This is a genomic window from Campylobacteraceae bacterium, assembly GCA_013215945.1.
Classification (GTDB): domain Bacteria; phylum Campylobacterota; class Campylobacteria; order Campylobacterales; family Arcobacteraceae; genus NORP36.
This window is the reverse complement of record JABSOM010000002.1, coordinates 189051-209358: the sequence shown is the minus strand read 5'-3', so window position 1 is coordinate 209358 and position 20308 is coordinate 189051. Positions and strand designations below refer to the sequence as shown.

At 28.7% G+C, this 20308-nt stretch carries 21 protein-coding genes and 1 pseudogene; 4 read left to right on the top strand and 18 right to left on the bottom strand.

Features of this window, described 5'->3' with window-relative positions:
• Positions 1-52 precede the first annotated feature (52 nt).
• Positions 53-423, top strand: a pseudogene (locus HRT41_02980) (phage integrase N-terminal SAM-like domain-containing protein).
• Positions 424-603: 180 nt separating this feature from the next.
• On the opposite strand, the gene HRT41_02975 reads toward HRT41_02980, so the two are convergent.
• The 15 genes from HRT41_02975 to HRT41_02905 form a co-directional block, all read right to left on the bottom strand.
• Positions 604-1455 carry a hypothetical protein gene (locus HRT41_02975; GenBank protein NQY22965.1) on the bottom strand — a complete coding sequence of 284 codons (852 nt, stop codon included), beginning with the start codon at positions 1453-1455 and terminating at the stop codon, positions 604-606.
• A gap of 636 nt (positions 1456-2091) precedes the next feature.
• On the bottom strand, positions 2092-3279 hold the full coding sequence (locus HRT41_02970) for a tetrahydrodipicolinate N-succinyltransferase N-terminal domain-containing protein (protein ID NQY22964.1): 1188 nt from the start codon (positions 3277-3279) through the stop codon (positions 2092-2094).
• Positions 3280-3338: 59 nt separating this feature from the next.
• Positions 3339-5183 (bottom strand): primosomal protein N', encoded by a 1845-nt coding sequence (locus HRT41_02965; protein ID NQY22963.1) that lies wholly within the window; start codon positions 5181-5183, stop codon positions 3339-3341.
• Positions 5180-5641 (bottom strand): hypothetical protein, encoded by a 462-nt coding sequence (locus HRT41_02960; GenBank protein ID NQY22962.1) that lies wholly within the window; start codon positions 5639-5641, stop codon positions 5180-5182. Before HRT41_02960 ends, HRT41_02965 begins: the two co-directional genes overlap by 4 nt.
• Entirely contained in the window at positions 5641-5853 is a 213-nt protein-coding gene (locus HRT41_02955) for a hypothetical protein (GenBank protein NQY22961.1), read from the bottom strand. The genes HRT41_02960 and HRT41_02955 overlap by 1 nt, the downstream gene beginning before the upstream one ends.
• Positions 5850-6041, bottom strand: coding sequence for a hypothetical protein (locus HRT41_02950; GenBank protein ID NQY22960.1), 192 nt, complete (start codon positions 6039-6041; stop codon positions 5850-5852). The genes HRT41_02955 and HRT41_02950 overlap by 4 nt, the downstream gene beginning before the upstream one ends.
• Positions 6042-6122: 81 nt before the next feature.
• Positions 6123-6521: a TerB family tellurite resistance protein gene (locus tag HRT41_02945; GenBank protein NQY22959.1), complete on the bottom strand. Its 399-nt coding sequence runs from the start codon at positions 6519-6521 to the stop codon at positions 6123-6125.
• A gap of 74 nt (positions 6522-6595) precedes the next feature.
• Entirely contained in the window at positions 6596-7252 is a 657-nt protein-coding gene (locus HRT41_02940; GenBank protein ID NQY22958.1) for an NAAT family transporter, read from the bottom strand.
• A gap of 114 nt (positions 7253-7366) precedes the next feature.
• Complete coding sequence (locus HRT41_02935; GenBank protein ID NQY22957.1) at positions 7367-8062, bottom strand: ABC transporter ATP-binding protein; 696 nt, start codon at positions 8060-8062, stop codon at positions 7367-7369.
• On the bottom strand, positions 8055-8822 hold the full coding sequence (locus tag HRT41_02930; protein ID NQY22956.1) for an ABC transporter ATP-binding protein: 768 nt from the start codon (positions 8820-8822) through the stop codon (positions 8055-8057). Before HRT41_02930 ends, HRT41_02935 begins: the two co-directional genes overlap by 8 nt.
• A complete protein-coding gene (locus HRT41_02925; protein ID NQY22955.1) occupies positions 8819-9856 on the bottom strand; it encodes a branched-chain amino acid ABC transporter permease in 1038 nt (345 codons plus the stop codon). Before HRT41_02925 ends, HRT41_02930 begins: the two co-directional genes overlap by 4 nt.
• A gap of 1 nt (position 9857) precedes the next feature.
• Positions 9858-10754, bottom strand: a complete 897-nt coding sequence (locus tag HRT41_02920) for a branched-chain amino acid ABC transporter permease (protein NQY22954.1) — start codon at positions 10752-10754, stop codon at positions 9858-9860.
• Positions 10755-10898: 144 nt separating this feature from the next.
• A complete protein-coding gene (locus tag HRT41_02915; protein NQY22953.1) occupies positions 10899-12017 on the bottom strand; it encodes an ABC transporter substrate-binding protein in 1119 nt (372 codons plus the stop codon).
• 164 nt (positions 12018-12181) lie between these two features.
• The gene (locus HRT41_02910) at positions 12182-12715 is read right to left on the bottom strand and encodes a hypothetical protein (protein ID NQY22952.1); all 534 of its coding nucleotides are present in this window, start codon (positions 12713-12715) and stop codon (positions 12182-12184) included.
• Between the two features lie 43 nt (positions 12716-12758).
• Complete coding sequence (locus HRT41_02905) at positions 12759-12944, bottom strand: hypothetical protein (protein NQY22951.1); 186 nt, start codon at positions 12942-12944, stop codon at positions 12759-12761.
• A 148-nt stretch (positions 12945-13092) separates the two neighbouring features.
• Here HRT41_02905 and HRT41_02900 point away from each other — a divergent pair, with 148 nt between their 5' ends.
• Both HRT41_02900 and HRT41_02895 read left to right on the top strand, forming a co-directional pair.
• Positions 13093-13380 carry a DUF3817 domain-containing protein gene (locus tag HRT41_02900; protein ID NQY22950.1) on the top strand — a complete coding sequence of 96 codons (288 nt, stop codon included), beginning with the start codon at positions 13093-13095 and terminating at the stop codon, positions 13378-13380.
• Between the two features lie 54 nt (positions 13381-13434).
• Positions 13435-13893 carry a DUF420 domain-containing protein gene (locus HRT41_02895; protein NQY22949.1) on the top strand — a complete coding sequence of 153 codons (459 nt, stop codon included), beginning with the start codon at positions 13435-13437 and terminating at the stop codon, positions 13891-13893.
• A gap of 7 nt (positions 13894-13900) precedes the next feature.
• Here HRT41_02895 and HRT41_02890 read toward each other — a convergent pair whose 3' ends face one another.
• Both HRT41_02890 and HRT41_02885 read right to left on the bottom strand, forming a co-directional pair.
• Entirely contained in the window at positions 13901-14812 is a 912-nt protein-coding gene (locus tag HRT41_02890) for a pentapeptide repeat-containing protein (GenBank protein NQY22948.1), read from the bottom strand.
• Positions 14813-14902: 90 nt separating this feature from the next.
• Positions 14903-16426, bottom strand: coding sequence for a hypothetical protein (locus tag HRT41_02885; GenBank protein NQY22947.1), 1524 nt, complete (start codon positions 16424-16426; stop codon positions 14903-14905).
• Positions 16427-16741: 315 nt separating this feature from the next.
• On the opposite strand from HRT41_02885, the gene HRT41_02880 reads away from it, so the two are divergent.
• Positions 16742-17356, top strand: coding sequence for a transglutaminase-like cysteine peptidase (locus HRT41_02880; protein ID NQY22946.1), 615 nt, complete (start codon positions 16742-16744; stop codon positions 17354-17356).
• Positions 17357-17475: 119 nt separating this feature from the next.
• On the opposite strand, the gene HRT41_02875 is transcribed toward HRT41_02880, so the two are convergent.
• Positions 17476-20052 (bottom strand): bifunctional aconitate hydratase 2/2-methylisocitrate dehydratase, encoded by a 2577-nt coding sequence (locus HRT41_02875; GenBank protein NQY22945.1) that lies wholly within the window; start codon positions 20050-20052, stop codon positions 17476-17478.
• Between the last annotated feature and the right edge of the window lie 256 nt (positions 20053-20308).

Sequence of the window (20308 nt, the reverse complement as noted above, 5' to 3'; positions counted from 1 at the left end):
CAACTCGTTTCTGGCCTAATCTAACATAATGTTAGTTTACAAAGGAGATTTTATGGCCAAAAAACTACTTGATATTTTACGAGATACAATCAGAATGAAACATTATAGTTATAGAACTGAGCAGGTATATGTGGGATGGATTAAAAGATACATTTTATATCATAATAAAAAACATCCTAAAGACATGGGAAAAATCGAAATCGAACAATTCTTGAAGTTTCTTGCTGTTGAAAATAAAGTAAGTGCATCAACTCAAAATAAGCTTTTAATTCAATCCTCTTTTTATATAAAGAAATTTTAGCTATTGACTTGAAAGATCAAAACATTCAAGCTCTTAGAGCAAAAGAGAGAAAACATATTCCAGTAGTATTAAGTATTGAAGTAAAGGGGACAGGCAACTTTAATTTAATAGCTTGCAAGTAACTTTAAATTCAATAGTGATACTTCTTGCAACAAGAAATATATAATGCAAATATAAAAGTTCTATATTTAAAGTTGCCTGTCCCCTTTAATATTATTTGTGGCACTATAATTTCAATTATCCATAACTACAATTTCATTAGATAGATAACGTTTGACTTCAGCGACGCTTTGCGTTCACTGCTAGGACTTGTTATATTCTAAATAATTTTGTATCATGTCCTTATTATTTGAAATAACTATATGTTCGAAAACTTCCTTCATTTTTTTATTAATAATATCTTCAGATATATCTCTTGCATTATCAATATAATCAAGAGAACCACTACTTACTAAAGAAATATAAATTTTGTCATTTATTTTATCAAAATTTATTGCTAAATAATTTTCATTATAAGAATCTTCTTTTTTAGGTATTGTAAATTTACATTCAATAGTATCTTTGAAAATAGAATGTTGTCCTATTTCTATTTTCAATATTTCTAAATTATTAAATGTTATACATTCATCTATATTTGAATTAAATAAGTTAGCAGGAAGTTTAGGCTTTTTCCAAAAACAATTATTTTCTGAATTATCAATACCTATAATAATATGATTTACAAAGTCTAATAAATCAATAATAAATTGACGTAAAAAATCGGATAAATATCCAACCTCTTCATTTTTTTTTGAAATCTTTTTGTTAACTCTACTTTCTATTTTTCCTAAATCATTATTTAAGTCTTCAACCCATTTACTTACATCAGACCTTATACTGATTATCTCATTTCTTTGATTTTCTGATAAATTAGTTAAGTCGATATTAGAAACTTGTTTCTTTATTGACTCAAACTCTGTCTTAACAAGAATAGTTTTTCTTTGATTATCCTTTTTAATTTCTAAAAGTTGTTTTTCGTTATCCTTTCTAATAGCTAAAAGTTGTTTTATATTATCTTCCTCTGTTTCTTTCTTTTGCTTTTTATAAAAAAAATAACCAATAATAGCACTAATTAATGCCCCTCCAACTAAACCAATAAATAAATCTAACTCCATTATCTCTCCATTTTTTTATTTAATTAAATAAAATTTAAAAATAGTTTACAAACATTCTTTAAAATTACTTTTTTTGCTGATACCTTTTCTAAAAGGGATATAACTATTTATTCACGGAACACTATATCAACATTAGCATTAATTTTCATTATTAATAGACACAATTTATGTCCTTTTAATAACACAAACATTACAGTTAGTAATATTTTTACTTATTTATTCTAAAATCACTATATAGAATATGTCCTTTTAAAGGGATATATACTCTAAGTGTCTGTTAATTGTTGAATACAGTGTTAAAAGGGCATTATGTCCTTTTATAAAAGGATAAATTATGGAAAGTAAAAGGAAATTATTAGATATTGTTAGAGATAAAATCAGATTCAAGCACTATAGTATTTAACAGAAAATGTATAGAAAAATTAAAATTATCAAATCATAAATTATTAGTAAAAAGTGGAGGAAAGTATTAGCTTTTTGTTTTAATCAAGGCGGAGATTTAAATTAAAGCGGAGCGTACACGTAGTACAAGAGTTTTTACTTTATGCCATAGGGCATAAAATAAAGACGAATCATTTTATTTTTCTATCCAACGCAGAGTAAAGCACAAAGATGATGCTTTACTCCACCTTTTTTTTAGTGTAGGTCTGCGTTTAGTTTAACTTCTCTTGTAGATCTCATAGCAATAGTTTGCCCTGTACTTGAATTAACTCTGAAATGTACTCCATTAACACCTAAAAAGTCCATTCCTTTCATTACTTCTTTAATCTCTTTACCAGGATTAATTTCTGCAATTGCAGTTACTGCTTTTGCACTTAAAGTAATTTTAGTACCTGGTAAGATTGTAATACCTGCATCTAAGATACAAGAATCACCAATAGCTGTACCTGTACAAGAATTAGCTCCAAGTAGTGTATTTTCACCAATTGAAACAGGAATACCATCTGTTCCTGAAAGAACACCTAAAATAGAAGCTCCTCCTCCAACATCAGAACCAGCTCCAACAATAGCAGAAGAAGAAATTCTTCCCTCAACCATAACAGAACCAAGAGTTCCTGCATTAAAGTTAATATAAGAAGCTCCTGGCATTACAGTTGTTCCTGGTGCAACTTGTGCTCCAAATCTAACTTTTGAAGTTTCTAGGATTCTTGTATTATCTGCTAAAATTACATGAGATAATAATCTTGGAAATTTATCAACAAAAGAAATTTCTGGATATCTTCCTGTTAATTTTAATGAAATTTCATTTTCTCTTAACCAATCTAATTCAATAGGCTCATTTCCAACCCATGCACAATTGTGTAATTGACCAAAAACACCATCAAGGTTTAATGAACGTAAAGGTGCTTTTCCACTTGATAATGCATATAATTTTAAGTATGCAGTTTCTACACTTTTAACAGCAGCGTCTTCAAAAATAAATACCACTTTATAATCATCAGGTGTCATACCAGCATCTATAGGTAAAGAAGCCAATTGAGAGATAACTTGTACATTTTTGTGAGCATCTCCTTTAGCATCAGGAATAAAGGGTCTAAATGCTTCAATACAAGAAGTTAAAAAATTATCACTTAAAGAACAAACCAATTCAGATTCACTTGTATTTATTTCAATACCTGAATCTTTAAGCGCTTTTAAAAATATAGCTGCACTTCCTTGGTTTTCGTTCCAGTTAACCACAGGGTACGTTGCTTGTAAGATTTTAGAAGTATTTAGTTGGCCTCTGTCAATTCGTGTAATACCAAAACCAATTGGGTCTTTATACCAAGCCTCTGCTTTAATACTTATAACTAATTCTTTAAATTCTTTTTGTGTATAAATCATTTTTTCTCCTATAATATTCTTTTAATTTCCGCGATTATATCTAATTTTGCATAAATTTCTTATGAGATTGTATCCATATCAATGCTAACAATATTTGAGTTTATACTGTGTAAAGCATTTAAAAGCACTTTTACTTTTACAGAGCGTAAAATTATTTCAAAACGGTATTTATTTGCGATTCTCTCAATTACGCAAGGTCCAAAACCAACGACTTCTAAGTCTTGCATGTTTTTGAAAAACCTTGCATTAGCATGCATTTCATCTTGTGCTTTTAATCCATTACTTGATGCAAAAATCACTTTTGCCATTTTTAAAAAAGGAGGATAAAAATCTTCTCTTACTTCTAATTCTTCTTTCAAAAAATCTTCATAATCAATATTTTCTAAGTGATGTTGGAAAAAATGGGCATTTTTACTTTGCACAATTATATCCCCCTCGCCTTTTCTTCCACTTCGTCCAGCTATTTGTATTAACAAAGACAAAGCACGTTCACGTGCTTTATAAGAATTCATATTCAATACAGAATCAATACCAAAAATAACAGCCAGTTTAACATTGTGATAATCATGGCCTTTTGATAACATTTGAGTTCCCACTAAAATATCAATCTCTTCTTTGTTAAATTCATCCAAAACGGCTCTTAGTTTTTTATCTGTTTTTATAACATCTCGATCAAAACGTTTTATGTTCTTACTTGGAAAAATTTCTTTTAATTCTTCTTCTATTTGTGCTGTACCCACTCTTAAATTAGTAATTATTCCATTTTTACAAGAGGGGCAAGTATCAGGAATCTTTTGAGCATACCCACAATAATGGCATTTTAAGGCTTTGTCAAATTTATGTAAACTCATAGAAACAGAACAAAAAGGACACTCAACACCTTTTCCACAGCTCATACATACTTGGTATTTATAATTAGCACGCGTAGGCAAAAAAACAATGACTTGATTTTTCTGCTCCAAAGTATCATGTATTTTATTAATAATATTAGTAGATAAACCTTCTTCTTCATCAAAATAATAGTTTTTACGGCTTTCATAGAATGTTTGGGTAAGTCTTACAAAAGGCAATTTATGAAAAGAAGACAAAGATGGCGTTGCAGAGCCAAAAATAGCTTGAATATTGTGTTTTTTAGCTATATAAATACACAAATCTTTTAAGTTATATCGCGGTTTAGAATCCGCTTTATAGGATTCATCGTGTTCTTCATCCACAATGATACAAGCCAAATTAGAAAAAGGTAAAAACAAAGATGACCGTGCACCTGCAATTAATTTAATACTGCCCTCTAATAAACCTTCAATGATTTGCGTTTTTCTTTTTTTGCTTACTTTTGAATGCCAAATAGCAACAGAAGATCCAAACGCATTTTCTAAGCGTTTTTGCATTTGAGGGGTTAGTGAGATTTCAGGCATTAATAACACGGCTTGTTTATTATTGTTTAAATGTTTTTCGATACTCTTTATATAAATTTCAGTTTTTCCAGAACCTGTATTTGCAAATAACAAAGCTTGTTGTTTTTTTTGGCAAAAATCATAGGCTTTTTCTTGTTCCTTTGATAAAGTAATCTTAGAATCAAAAACATTGTTTTGATCTGTATTTGAAATATTTTTATCAAAAGGGTTATATAAAGAAAGAGCTTCTCCCAAAGAAGAGACATAATACATAGAAATAAAAGAAGATATTTCCAACATCTTTTCATCGTAATAAAAAGAAGTTATTTCTTTGATATCCACGCATTTAAAAGAAGGTTTAGAGACAACTTTCACAATAACACCAGGACTTAGTATTTTTCTATTACGAAGTTTTACTTCTACTTTGATTCCTAAGTTTAATGTTTTTTCGCATTGGTACGTAAGTGGAGATAAGGGGGATTTTAATAAGGCTACTTCATAATAATTCATTCACTAAGCTCTTTGCATAATTTTTTATCATAATTACAAGAAAAATTTCCTGTATTTTTATTGTACGTAAATACAACAGACACACCTTTTATAACTACCATATAAGTATATTTAGCTGTTTTAATCCACCTTGCATCTTTTTTAAGATTAATTGCAGAAGAGAGAATAATTTCTTTCAATAAAGGCTCTGTTTTTGTTCCTATAAACAAATACTGTTTTTCTTTATTATTAGGACTCATATCTAAAACATCAATGTATTTATTTTCTTGTTTTGATACTATTTTTTGGTGATAATTTTGATTAATTACAGTTCTAATTAAAAAAACTTCGCTTTTTATTTTGGCGATATTACTCTTATCAATACTTTGAAAAAAAACAGTATTTAATAAAACAGAAGACAAAATTATTACAATAATTACTACAAATATTAATTCTAAAAGAGTAAAACTCTTTTTCATTATAACTTAGGAAGTAAAGACGATATCTCTTCTAAATCTTGCTGTAAAGCAGTGTGTTCATTGGCTAATCTAATATATGCCAATAAAAGTTCTTTGGTAGAAATATTAGCATCTGTATTAACAAATTTAACAAGATTTTTTTCTAAACTAGGCTCAACATTAAAAGAATAAGATAAGTTATCAATATGAAAAACGAGCTCTTTTTGCATTATTTACCTTTTGTAAGTGTTAGAGTACTGTCAATTTTTAGAAGCATGTCTTGATTGTGCCTTAAAAATTCATCGTTTTTATTTTCCATGTTTTCAAGGCGTTTTCTCAATACTTCATTCTCTCCTTGGAGCTTTGAATAATCGTATTTAAGTTTATTAATTTGTTTTTGAATTTGCTCAACTATATTCATATGCAAATTTTAGCTAAATAATTCTTTGGAAAGCAATAAATAATATATTTTTTTCTTATTTGAGTAAAATAAGTGAAAATATTAATCTATTAAATTTAATGCTTGTTCATGCAAGGCAGAAACTGCTTTACCCCAAGATGAAAAATGTTTGATTTCATCGTAATGCATTTCAAATGCATCCATAATTTTAGCAAGTAAATCAACTTCTTTTATATCAAAATGATTGTCACTGTGTACTAAAATCATTAATTCTAAAACAACAATTTTTTGTGATTTTTTACTTTTAAATTTACTAAGAGTATATTCTAAATCAAATTCATTTAAATCAAAAATTTCTGAATTTTCAACACCCATTTCTGTACAATATTCTAAAATAATATGTTCTTCTGCTTCCACATAAAAACCATCTGCTCTTGCTAAATAATGTGCCAATTGTAAAAAAGCGAATTTTTGGGAACTTTCTAATTTCATCAATAACATTTATGAATCCTTTTATAATAAAAGTATAAAGAATATTAGTTAATCAATATTAAATCAGAGAAAAAAATATCGTTTTATAAAGAATTTAAACCCAAAACAGGAAAAACACTTAATAAACCAGAAGTAATAAATTCAATAGAAATAGAAGCAAGAATAAGCCCCATAACACGCGATATAATATTTATGCCAGTAATTCCTAGTTTTTTACTAATATACGTAGCCATCCTAAGCATTACAAAGATATACACAGAAATTAATACAATAATAAGTCCCATCATTAATAAATGAGAGAAAGAATTTACTTTTTGGGAATAAATAATAATAGTAGAAATAGCACCAGGACCTGCTATTAATGGAATAGCTAAAGGTACGACTGCAATTTCACTGATATTAACACTCTTTTTTTTAGCTTCTTTTCGTTCAGGTTTGGTGCTTTTTGCTTTAGGCACTTTTGCATTTAACATATTAATTGCCATTAATAATAATAGAATTCCACCTGCTATTTTAAAAGAAGAAATAGAAATACCAAAAAACAATAAAATATACTGGCCTATAAAAACAGATACTAAACCCGCAATTCCTGCTGCAAATGCTGCTGTTTTTGCAGTTTGATTTTTTTCTTCTATGCTGTGATTTGATGTTAGTGTTACAAAAATAGGAATAGCAGCAAAGGGAGAGAAAATAGTCATAATACCAATGGCTATTTGAACATATTCATTTAATGGCAACATTTGCACTCCTTAGTTCTTGAAATAGTAACTATTTTTTACTTTAAGTAGAGCGTTAAGTCTGTAATCGTTTTGAGATTTTATAAAAAGGAATAAAATATTCCTTTTTATAGGCTTTTATGCGCCTAAGTATTTTTTTCTAATTTCATCAGAAGAAATAAGATTAGCAGCTATATCTTCTAAAGCAATTTCACCATTTTCAAGTACATAAGCATAATCTGAAATTTCTAAAGCAGCGAAAGCATTTTGTTCTACTAATAAAATAGTAATACCTTCATCTCTTAAGTCTTGAATAATTTGAAATAATTCACCAATAATTTTAGGAGCAAGTCCTAATGAGGGTTCATCTAACATAAGCAGTTTTGGGCTTGACATAAGTGCACGTGCGATTGCAAGCATTTGTTGCTCACCTCCACTCATAGTACCAGCTAAATCATGTCTTTTTTGATCCAAACGTGTAAACATTTTATACATTTTTTCTTTTAAAACATTGTAGTTTTTATCGTTGTTAAAAGCACCCATTCGTAAGTTTTCTTCAATCGTTAAATTAATAAAAACCCTTCTTCCTTCTGGAACCAGTGCAATTCCACCTTGAATAATTTTGTGCGTTAACATTTTGGAAATATTATTTCCATCATATGTTAATTCACCTTTTCTTTTAACATCATTTACAATAGCTTGTAATGTTGATGTTTTCCCCGCTCCATTTGAACCAATTAAAGAAACAATTTGTCCTTTTTTTACTTCAAAATTAATACTTTTTACAGCGCGAATAAGCCCATAAAATACTTCTAAATTTTTTACCTTAAGCATGTTTAAAATCTCCAAGATAGGCTTTAATTACTTCTTCATCTTTAATAGCATCTTTTATATGTCCTGTAAAAATAGTTTTACCATAATCAAGTACCATAACTCTATCACATAATTTATTTACAAACTTCATATCATGTTCAATTAATAAAATAGTAATATCAAACTCATCTCTTATTTTAAAAAATAATTCAGCCAGTTCATGTGTTTCAATAGGATTCATACCAGCAGCTGGTTCATCCAATAATAAAAGCTGTGGATTAGCTGCTAAGGCTCGTGCTATTTCTACTTTTCTTTGTTGTCCATAAGATAAAGAAGTGGCTAATTCATCCGCATACTGTGCAATATCTAAAATTTCCAGAATTTCCATAGCTCTTGCTTTAATTCTTTTTTCTTCTTTAAAAAATCGTGGCAATCTAAAAATAGACTCAAGATAGGTATAAACCGCTTGATAATCAAACCCAATTAATACATTGTCTAAAACAGTCATTGAAGTAAACAAACGAATATTTTGGAAGGTTCTTGCAATTCCTCTGTGAACAATTTTATAAGGTTTCATTCCATTAATTATTTGCCCGTGAAATTTAATACTTCCTTCTGTGGGTTCATAATTTCCAGTAATAATATTAAACATAGTAGTTTTACCAGCCCCATTAGGACCAATAAGACCAAAGATTTCTTTTGAATTAACTGTAAAAGAAGTATCTTTAATGGCAGTAACTCCACCAAATTTTTTCGTTACATTTGATACTTCTAATATCATTTTTTAGCCTTTTTCTTTTTGAATAAATCCGTAAATTCTCTTTTTCCCATAAAACCTTCTCTTGCAAATAACATTACAAAAATAAGAATAAGTGAGAATACAACCATTCTCATACCTGGCATTGCTTCTGTTTCAAAACCAAATAAGTTCATTGGTTCATCTAAGAACCTTGCATACTCTAATCCTGCCATTACAAAAACAGTACCAATAATAGCACCAGTTGTACTTCCTAATCCACCTAATACAATAATAATTAAAAGTTGGAACGTTAAGAAAAATGAGAATAAATCGGGCGAAATCGAGGTTAATAAAGCCGCCAATAATCCACCACCAACACCTTCAAAAAAGGCTGATGTTGTAAACGCCATTGTTTTAATTTTAAACGTATTAATTCCCATAGCAGTAGCTGCATCTTCATCATCTCGTACAGCTTTCATAGCACGACCAAATTTAGAATATATAATATTAGTAATACCTAAAACAGAGGCAATAGCTAAACCGCCTGTCCAATAAAGATTTGAAGCTTCAGGAATATCATTAATTCCCAAAGAGCCATTGGTAATCTCAGGAGAATTAATAGCTAAAATTCTAATAATAAAACCAAAACCTAAAGTAACAATAGCCAAATAATCTCCACGTACTCTAAATACAGGAAAAGCTAAAGACAAGGCTAAGAGCGCTGATATCGTTCCCGAACAAAATAAAGCAAAACCGAAATCACTTTGTAAAGCTAGAATCCAAGGATAAGGATCTTCAATATCGTATTGATACAACATTCCATCCGCATCTACAGTTAAAATAGCAGTAACATACGCTCCAATGGCAATAAAACCATTGGGTTCCAGCGAAAACTGCCCAGTAATTCCATTAATTAAGTTATATGAAACAGCTAAAATAATAAAAATAGCTACATTGTTTAAAATTCGAATCGTATATTCATCAAAATTTGTTTGTGCAAAATTAATAAACCACATAGCAGTAATAATAATTGAAAGGCTAATAAGCCTCTCTCTTGTAAAGATTTTTTCTTTCATACTAGAACCTGCTCTTTTCTAAATCTTGTCCCATAATTCCAGTAGGTTTAAATAACAATACTAAAATTAGAAGAATGAAAGCAAAAGCATCTTTATATCCACCCATTTCAGGCCAAAATGCAATAACAACTACTTCAGTAAATCCAATAATAAACCCACCAATTACAGCACCAGTTACAGATCCTATTCCACCAACAACAGCAGCAGCAAAAGCTTTAAGTCCAACAAGTACACCCATCATAGGCTCAACTGAAGGATAATTTACCGCCCAAAAAATACCACCAACAGCAGCAAGACCTGAACCCAATGCAAAAACTAAAGAAATAATTTTATTGGCATCAATCCCCATTAAATTCACTGTTTTAATATCAAAAGATAAAGCTCTGATTGCCATACCGTATTTTGTTCTGTATAAAACAAATAAAATACCAAGTAATAAAATTAAAGTTACCACTGGAACTGCTAAAGAAGCAACTGTGAAAATCACACCAGAAACATTAAAAATCTGTTCCATATACTCAGGAACAGGAAAAGGTCTTGGCGTTCCACCTGCAAATACAGTAAAGGCATTTTCTAAAAAGAATGAAATCCCAATTGCTGTAATTAAAAGCGAAATTTTTGGCGCTTCTCTTAAAGGTTTGTAAGCAATTTTATCCATAAACATACCTAAAAGTGCAGATAATGTTACTGATAAAAGTACCGTTACTGGGAAAGACAGATCAAATACTGCCATAAAGGTATAGCCTAAAAAAGCACCTACCATCATAATATCACCGTGTGCAAAGTTAATTAATCGTAAAACTCCGTACACCATTGTATATCCAATTGCAATAAGGGCATACATACTACCCAAACTAAAACCGTTTACCATTTGCTGCATAAACGTTAATAAATCCATTCATTCTCCTAAAATACTGGCGCTTTGCCAGTTACAATATATATTGTAATAATCAAAATATGCCTGTGCATTATTTTGATTATAACAAGAAAAGCCCACGATTAAGTGGGCTTAGTGTTCTTCTTTTCTAATAAAAAATAGTGATTATGGATTAACTGTAGCTTTAAATGTAGCTACTCCATTTTTAATAACTTTGATTACAGCAGATCTAGTTGCATTTCCATTTTTATCAATTGAAATACTTCCAGATGCACCATCAAAGTTTGTTGTTTTTTTAATCTCTTTGTTAATACAAACAGAATTTGTTGGATCTTCACATTTATTCATAGCTGCGATTAAGATATTATAAGTATCTGCACCTAAAGCAGTAAATGAATTTAATTCTTTTTTACCTGTTTCTTTTTCATGAAAAGCAACAAAATCAGCAGAAGTTTTTGAAGGAGGATTTAAATAATCAAAAAAGTCAGTAAACATATAACCTTCAACAGATTTTCCACCTAAATCAATAAATGTTTGATTAGCAACACCATCTCCTGAAAACATTGGTTTGTTTAAACCTAGTTGTTTAGACTGACGAGCAATCATAGATGCTTCTGGGTGATATAATGGTAAAAACATAAAGTCAGGATTGATTCTTTTGATTTGAGAAACTACTGCTTTAAAATCTTTATCACCTGAAGTAACTTTGATTTTTTTAAGAATTTTTCCACCAGCTTTTTTAAAAGCTTTTTGAAAAGCTTTAGATAAACCTAAAGAATATACTTGTGCTTGATCAATAATAACAACAGCTGTTTTTAAACCTAAAGTATTGTATGCATAATTAGCAACAACTTCCCCTTGAAAAGAATCAGTAAAACAAACTCTGTTTGCAAATGTTCTTCTAGCCGTTAGTTTATCATTTGTAGCAACAGAAGCAAGAACAGGTATTTTCTTTTTATCAGCAATTGCAATTACTTGCGCAGTATTAGTAGAAGTTAGTGCTCCTAAAATAGCAACAACTTTATCAGAAGAAATTAAACGTATAGTTGCATTAGCCGTTTCAACTTTATCACCTTTATTATCTAATAAAACTAATTTAATAGTATCACCATTTGCTAGTTTTGGTTGTAGCTTGTGTGCCAGTGTAATTCCTAAATTTGTCACTTGTCCATAAGCCGCAAGTGGTCCTGACATTGGCATAACTGCCCCAATTTTTATTTCTTTCGCATTTAAAACAACCGTCGTTAATGCAGCAGCAAGTGCAATACTTAATACTTTTCTCATTCAAACTCCTTTAAATATATAAAACAATTTATTCTACAATCGAAATAAATTGTAATTTGACAATTATATTACATAAAATATATATAAAGTATCATTAATAATTAAGCGGGAGATATTAATTTAAGCATTGTTTGTGAAAAATACATAAAATAATACGAATTTCTTTATTTTAACAGATAAGGCAGATCTCTTTTTAAACTTTCTAAGAGGTCTTGATTTAAGAATAAAGAGCTGTAATCTTCATCTTGGTGTTTATAACAAAAAGCACAAATGTAACGATTGTTTTGCAATAAAAGTAAAGAAGATTTTAAATGTTCTTGTAAGTTTTCATTTTTCATATAATAATCATACATCTCTATTAAATACTCATCTACAACTATATCTTTTAATAATACAACCTGATCGTTAAAAAAATCAATCACACTGTCATTATTATTTGTATGTATAAATGCTTCTTTAATATCTTCAAAACGTAAATCAAATTTAAAACCTTCTAAAAGAAGTGTTTGAAAATTATCTAAAGAGTTTTGTTGAAAATAATACTGCATTAATAAACCCAAATAATGTTCTTTAACGTCTTCTTCACATTTGTTTAATATTTCATATACCTCTTCTAAATCAAAAATAGTATTGTTTTTGATTAGTTCTTTGTGAATAATACCAATTTGTGCAATAACTTCAGGTAACCTGTCTTTCATAATTCGTCCTATGCTCTGTTTTTTTTTAGCATATTATTACATTTTATTGGTTAGTAATAACTTCATATGATATATTTTTTTTCTTGTTATTTAAGCGTTTTTGTTTTTTCTCATTTTCCATTTCTAAAACCATTATTTTAATTAAACTTTCTTTTACGCTGATTTTTTTTATTTCTTTTGAAAAACATACAGTAAATAAACAAAAGAACAAAAAAATTTTAACAAACATAAAAGAGCCTTTAATAATAGAATTTGTTATTATATTTAAAATAACTTATAATAAAATTAAATATTATTATAAGGAAAATATTCTAAAACAAGGATATTAAAGAATCATTAACTTTAATATGCTAATATAAATTTTTTAAAGGAAAACAATGTTAAAACTAGCCATCAATAGATTCAGACTTATTTCTTATATAGAAGGAATATCATATTTAATTTTACTTTTTATTGCTATGCCCATTAAATATATTTTAGATAACCCCTACTTTGTAAAAATTGTTGGAATGTCTCACGGAGTTTTATTTATAATTTTTGTAATTTTTTTATTAGAAACAATGAGAAAAAATTCTTGGACACTTAGATTTGCACTAGAAACGTTTGTACTTTCACTTATTCCTTTTGGTTCTTTTCTTATTGAAAAAAGAATAAAAGAACTTTAAGTTACATATTCAAGTACTGTTATAATTATTTATATTTAAAATTTTAGGAAATTTATGTTTTTTGAACCTGGTTTTTTTGGAACCGCCGCACCACTTTATTTGGATTTAGCTACTAGCTATTTTTTTATTCTGCCATTTTTAATTTTGTATTCAATATCCTATGCAATTAAAAAACAATACAAAAAACATTATATTTCCCAATTTGTAATTATTGTCATTACGTTAGTTGTTGTAGTCATCTTTGAGTTAGGCTTACGATTGGATGGTGGATTCCAGAAATATTCACAAGATTCATCTTACAATTATGTCTTTTTATTGATTTATCTGCTTGCACACATTGTTTTAGCAGTTATGACTTTGTCGTATTGGACTTATTTTGTTTTCACCTCTTATAAAGCTTATAAAACAGGTAATTTAGAAAAAAAACACAAACAAAAAGGACGTTATGTTTTTGGCCTTATTCTTCTTACTTCTCTAACAGGTTTATCTTTTTATGCTCTTTTATTTATTTGACAAATAACTAACGCGTCATTTTTTTTACAAAAACGACCACAAAAAGAGCCAAAATAAAACCACCCAATAAAGCCTCAATACTAGCAAATAAGCGTGATATTCCAATAGGAAGAATATCTCCATAACCAAGAGTCGTAAAGGTTACTACAGAAAAATACAAGCTCTGCCAATACATATCAATATTAGCAGACAGACTTGCTTGTGAAGCATAAACTATAACTGTCTGTTCTGAAAGCAAACCAGTAAAAAAGAAAACTCCCGCAAAACAAAGAATAATGAACAAACTCACCAATATTATACGGGTAGGTTTTTCACCATAACCACAGGACAAATCAACCAATTTTGAGATAATTCTTTGTAAAGAAAATAAAGGCATTTTTCTACGTCTCATTTGCATCTCTTTTTGAAAAAAGAAACCAGCCGTATCCACTAACCCATCATCTTCTGTAATTTTTCGCAAATATCTGTATATTTCTTCTGCTTCTTGATATAAAATTTTTGATTCTTCTTTATTTTTAGTAAGTTTTGCTTCTTTTTCTTGTAGGATTTTCTTTCCCCAGCGTATATTTTCAAGTTTTGCATGTTTAAAATTGGTTCCTAATAAATTGCAATCACTTAAATTGGCACTGTTTAAATTAGCAAAAGAAAAATCTGCTTTCATTAAATTAGAGCCTGAAAAATCAATTTTATAACAATGTGCTTTTTGGAAATCACTTTTGTATAAATCACAATCTTTTAGTATATAACCCTCTTTACTTCTATTATTTACAAGATTAATACTTGAAAAATTACAATTGGATAATTTGAATTTAAACATAGGTTTTAGTGTTTTAGCACGATTTTCTAATAAAGTCCTTAAGTTTTCATCTTTAAAATAACGTGCTTCTTGCCAGTTTTTATCATTATTTATATCATTCATTATGAGCTCCATAGAATAATCTAAAAAAATTATTCGATAAAATAGTATAACAAATGTTTAATAAGTAAAAATATTATAAAATGAAACTACTTAATAATCTAAAGGATAGGCTTTTGGCATAACAATTTCATAGTCATTTTCCAGATATAAATAAGTATATTTTAATAAAACCTTATTAGCAAATAAGTTTCCGCACAAAATAATACTGGTAATATTTTTTTGTTCTCTTATGCTTGTATTAATAAAATAAGCCAAGGATTTAAAAAAGATATATGAAATATCAGAATTGTTGTAAGAAAGTATCTTAAGTTTTATAATATCTAACAAAACTTCTCTAAAATCCAAATAGACTTTATTATTAACCTTAAGTGTTTTAATATTAAAATATTCCAATTTCTCACTCTTACATGTTAAAGATAAATCATTAACATCTCTGTGGTTCCTAAGCCCCAGAATTAAAGCAATATGATTTAATAAAGTAGTAAAAGAATTGGAAGTATTATCAAACTCTAAATGCTCAAAATAACTAACATGCTCATTTTTATAGCGCTCAATAAGTTCTTTACTCTCAAGACTTGTTTGTGCCACTTTATCTAAGTAGTGTAAAAAATTGTTTTTAATATTCGGGATTTTTATTACATCCAAAATATTATTTTGATCTTTTATTTTAAATGCAGATTCTTTAGACTCCATAGAAAAATAAACACCTAAAAAGTTTTTTCCTTTTTCTTCATGTTTTTGCAAGATTGCATTAAATACACCTTTATTTTCATCGAAGTAATTTTTTGCAGAATAGTATTTTTCTTTGGTAAAATAATCTATCTTTGGAAATAAACCTTTATCCCCATGAATAATAAGGGTTTGATCCTTAAAAGGCATAACACGTAAAGAATATTGATGAATATCATCAGAAACACACATCAAATAATCTATTCCTTCTTTTTTTAAAGCATTTGAGAAAAGAATAGATTCTTTATCATCTGCAATTTTTGCATAAATAAAGTCTGTACTTGAATAAAGTTCTTTTGCATTTGCTTCGCTTCTTAGTCTTACTTTTACTAAAGGTCGCTCAATGGTGCATAACAAAGCAGTTTCTTTTGGCTGCAATTCTAATATTTCGCTTACTTTATAAATATTGGTTATCAAAAGACGAACTTCATGCCCACGTACTTCAAAGTCTCTTTTATGTTTAATAGAGGGTAAAAATATATTTTTTAAACCATTTCTGGTTTCAAAGCGTGAAATTCCACCTTGTTTTATTTTATTAAGGTCATTTGAAAAATCAATATTATTGTTTTTCTCAAGTGAAACTATCTCTTCATCCGTAAATAAAGAGAGATTTAATTTAACATCAAAATTATTAAGAGCTTCACTCTTATCATCATGAAAATCAATTTTTATCCATTCTCTAGCAAAAAGGGAACTTTGCATTTTTTCTTTTACAAAAGCAAAAAAATCATCCACTTTTGTTTGTTCTTCTTCAAAACGTATTAATATATATCCTAAATATTGTTCACAGTGTGCATTAATTTTAAAATCTTTTATAGTATCTTTTATAATAGTTATATAATAAGAATTGGTAGTATTAAATTCAAGTTTATAAAGCAGTTCCATATCTCTCCATTTGTATTTGTATAACAAAAGTACAATAAGATTCTTTTACTTGTCATTTAAAATCAACTATTTTTTCTAAAAATTACTTTTACTTGTATATTAGTAACGCTTATTAATTTTACTATAATTTAGAAAGTATTATTTTTCTTAAATAATTAATAAAATGAATATTATTTATTTTATTAATTTAACTATAGAGGCATTATGGAAGTTATATATTATGTCAAAAACAATAATACAAATTAAATAATTTTATGAGTTATATTTTAAGTTTATTTTTAGAAAATTTAATAATTTTATGTGTTATTATACAAAATGATAAAAATATTAATTATACTTTTTAGCCTTATTTCACTTAGTCAAGCATCTTTTATCAAGTCCTTGGGTTTAACAAACACTGATATAAATGACATTAAAACAGACAAAAATAAGAAATATATTTTCAACAGACTTCTTGCTTTCAAACGTTTAAAATATGAACTAAAAGAAGAAAAAAACAAGGAAATAATACTTATTCGAGTTAATAATTTTTTTAATAAAATTGAAGCTTTAGCTGATTTGAAAAATTACAAAAAAATTGATTATTGGGCAAGTAGAAAAGAATTTTTAATAAGAGGAAAAGGGGATTGTGAAGATTATGTTATTGCAAAATACTTTACCCTCATTGAATTAGGATTTGAAACAAAAGACTTCTCTCTTCTTCAAGTTGAATATAAAAAACAATTGCATTTAGTTCTTACGTATAAAAACAATAAAGAAAAAATGGTTTTAGACAATATTAATAAAAAGATTCTAAATATTAATGAAAGAAAAGACTTAAAAGCTTTGTATGAAATACAATCTTTAGATTTAAAAGCCTACAAAAATAAAAAAATCACTCACTTACTCGCATTCAAATGGAACGAACTTTTACAACGTTTGGAAAATTAATACTTTTAGAAAATAAGTTTATTTAAAATGTGTTTTTGTTATAAGAAAAAATGGATGAGAAGTAGCATTGAAGTATGAAAGAAAAAACAAAGAGCTTTGCTCTTTGTTTTTTAAGTATTTTAAGAATGAACTAGGTTTGTTAATTCTGCTGATGTAACTTCGTGGAAGTTTAAGTATTTATAAATATCCGCTCTTTTTTCATGAGTAATTTTCTTAGGTACCATATCTAAGTATTCTGCTTTAGTAGGAAGTCTCCCTAATAAAGCTGCTAATGCTGCAACTTCTGCAGATCCAAGATAAACTTGAGAATCTTTACCAAGTCTGTTATCAAAGTTACGTGTAGATGTTGAGAATACTACTGCTCCTTGTTTAACATGAGCTTGATTCCCCATACATAAAGAACAACCAGGAATTTCTAATCTTGCTCCTGCTTCTCCAAAGATTGCATAATACCCTTCTTCAGTTAATTGTTGTTTATCCATTTTAGTGGGAGGTGCAATCCATAATTTAGTAGGTACTGGACCTTCCCCTTTAAGAATTTCTCCTAAAGCTCTGAATAATCCAATATTTGTCATACAAGAACCAACAAATACTTCTTCAATTCTGTCTGTAATTCTTTTTGGATCAGCCAAAATGTTTGTTAATGTATCAACATCATCTGGATCATTTGGACAACATAATAATGGTTCAGTAATGGTACTCATATCAATAATAATAGTATCAGAATAAACTGCATCATCATCAGGAGTAAGTAAGATAGGATTTGCAATCCATTCTTTCATTTTATCAGCACGTCGTTGAAGCGTTCGTGCATCGTTATAACCTTCTTCAATCATTTTCTCAATTAATGCTATATTTGAAGACAAGTACTCAATAATTGGTTCTTTATCTAATTGAATACAACAAGCTGCTGCTGATCGTTCTGCTGCTGCATCTGATAATTCAAACGCTTGTTCAACTTTTAAATCAGGAAGACCTGTAATCTCAATCATTTTTCCAGCAAATACATTCTTTTTACCTTTTTTCTCAACCGTTAATAAACCGTCTTTGATAGCTTGGTAAGGAATAGCATTAACCATATCTCTTAAGGTAATTCCTGGTTGCATTTCACCAACAAACTTAACCAAAACAGATTCTGGCATAGTTAAAGGCATAGATCCAGTTACAGATGCAAAAGCAATAAGTCCAGATCCAGCAGGGAAACTCATTCCAATAGGGAATCTAGTATGGCTATCTCCACCAGTACCAATTGTATCAGGTAAACACAATCTGTTTAACCAAGAGTGAATAACACCATCCCCTGGTCTTAACGTAACACCGCTTCTTGAAGTAATAAACTCAGGAAGTGTATGTTGTAATTTAACATCTGCTGGTTTTGGATAAGCAGCAGTATGACAAAATGATTGCATAACCATATCAGCACCAAAAGAAAGTGCTGCAAGTTCTTTAATCTCATCTCTAGTCATAGGACCAGTTGTATCTTGAGATCCTACTGTTGTACAGATAGGTTCTACATACATACCTGGTTTAACACCTTCCATACCACAAGCTTTACCAACCATTTTTTGACCTTGAGTAAAACCTTTTCCATCATCTTCTGGTTGAGTAGGAATAATAAATAAATCACTAGCAGGAAGTTTTAGTGCTTCTCTTGCTTTTGCAGTTAAACCTTTTCCAATAATTAAAGGAATTCGTCCCCCTGCTCTCATTTCGTCAGGTAAAGTATTTGGTTCAATTGTAAAAGTAGAAACCACTTTTCCATCTTTAGTAATTACACCTTCACTTGGTTTAACCGTAATAACATCACCTGTTTCTAAATCATCAACTGGGGCTTGAATAGGTAAACATCCTGAATCTTCTGCCGTATTAAAGAAAATAGGAGCAATAATAGAACCAATAACAACTCCACCTGTTCTTTTATTAGGAACTCCAACAATATCTCTTCCCATATGCCATTGAACAGAGTTAATTCCAGATTTTCTTGAAGACCCTGTTCCAACAACATCACCAACATAAGCTAAAGGATAACCTTTTTCTTTAAGTTCAATCATTTTATTTAATGGATCTTCCATACGTGATTGTAACATTGACGTTGCATGTAAAGGAATATCAGCTCTTGTAAAAGCTACTGTTGCAGGTGATAAATCATCTGTATTGGTTTCACCTGGAATTTTATAAACAGTTACAGTGATTTCATCTTCTAATGCAGGTTTATTAGTAAACCACTCAGCATCAGCCCATGATTGAATAATAGAAGCAGCCATAATATTTCCATTGTCCGCTAATTCTTTTACATCATTAAAAGAATCGTATACTAAAATAGTGTTTTTTAATTGATTTGCAGCTTCTTTGGCTAAATCATCAATTTTAAGTGCATCTACTAATGGAGTTACATTAAACCCACCCATCATTGTTCCTAAAATTTTGATTGCATCTATTTTAGAAATAACAGTACAGGATACTTGTCCTTGAACAATGTCATTTAAAAAAGCTGCTTTTACATAAGCAGCATCATCAACACCTGGATTAATGTTATTTTTAAATATTTCTACAGCATAATCAGCATCAGCAACATTGTTTGCTTTTAATAATTCAACTAATTGTGCAGTTTCATCAGCAGTTAGTGCCAATGGTGGCAAAGAGCCCTCTTGAAGTCTTTCTTCTGTATGCTTTTGGTAAGCAGCGATTAAACTCATATATGTCTCCTATATTTTTATATATAAGAGTATATCATATCTTCCTTTATTGACATGTACAATTATTGTAATGACTTGTACAAGTTTTTATTGTGTAAATAAAAGTTACAAATAAATAACTTATTGCCTGAGATGTTCTGTTTTGAAGCATAATTGCCTTATTTAGCTTTCAGTTTCCATTCAGTTTATCAAAATAAAGAGATTAATATTAGGAGAAATAGCCTATTGTATGATTTTTGTTTTTACATGTACAATT